General features: G+C 44.4%; 1 protein-coding gene. It reads right to left on the bottom strand.

The genetic code is table 11. From position 1 onward, the window contains the following. Positions 1-259, bottom strand: a 259-nt coding sequence (locus tag RYX56_RS23450) for an ATP-binding cassette domain-containing protein (protein WP_317124270.1), incomplete at both ends; no start/stop codon positions are given.

Raw genomic sequence — 259 nt, 5'->3', positions numbered from 1 at the left:
CATCGTGATTCCATATTCACGGCAAAGCATCGAAAAAAGGTCACGCAGTTCTTTAATCCCTACCGGATCTAGACCATTAATTGGTTCATCGAGTATTAACAGCTCTGGCTTCGTCATGATGGCGCGGGCGATACCGAGGCGCTGCTTCATTCCCAGTGAGAAGTCTTTGACTGCTTTATCCTCAATATTTTTTAATTTGACCAATTCCAAGGCAGCGTCAATCGCCTTTTTGTCGTAATAGCCCATATATTCACAGTGC

The organism is Alkalihalophilus lindianensis, from assembly GCF_032843265.1.
Taxonomy (GTDB): domain Bacteria; phylum Bacillota; class Bacilli; order Bacillales; family Bacillaceae_D; genus Alkalihalophilus; species Alkalihalophilus lindianensis.
Note: the sequence above shows the minus strand (reverse complement) of the source record. Positions and strands in the feature narration are given on the sequence as shown.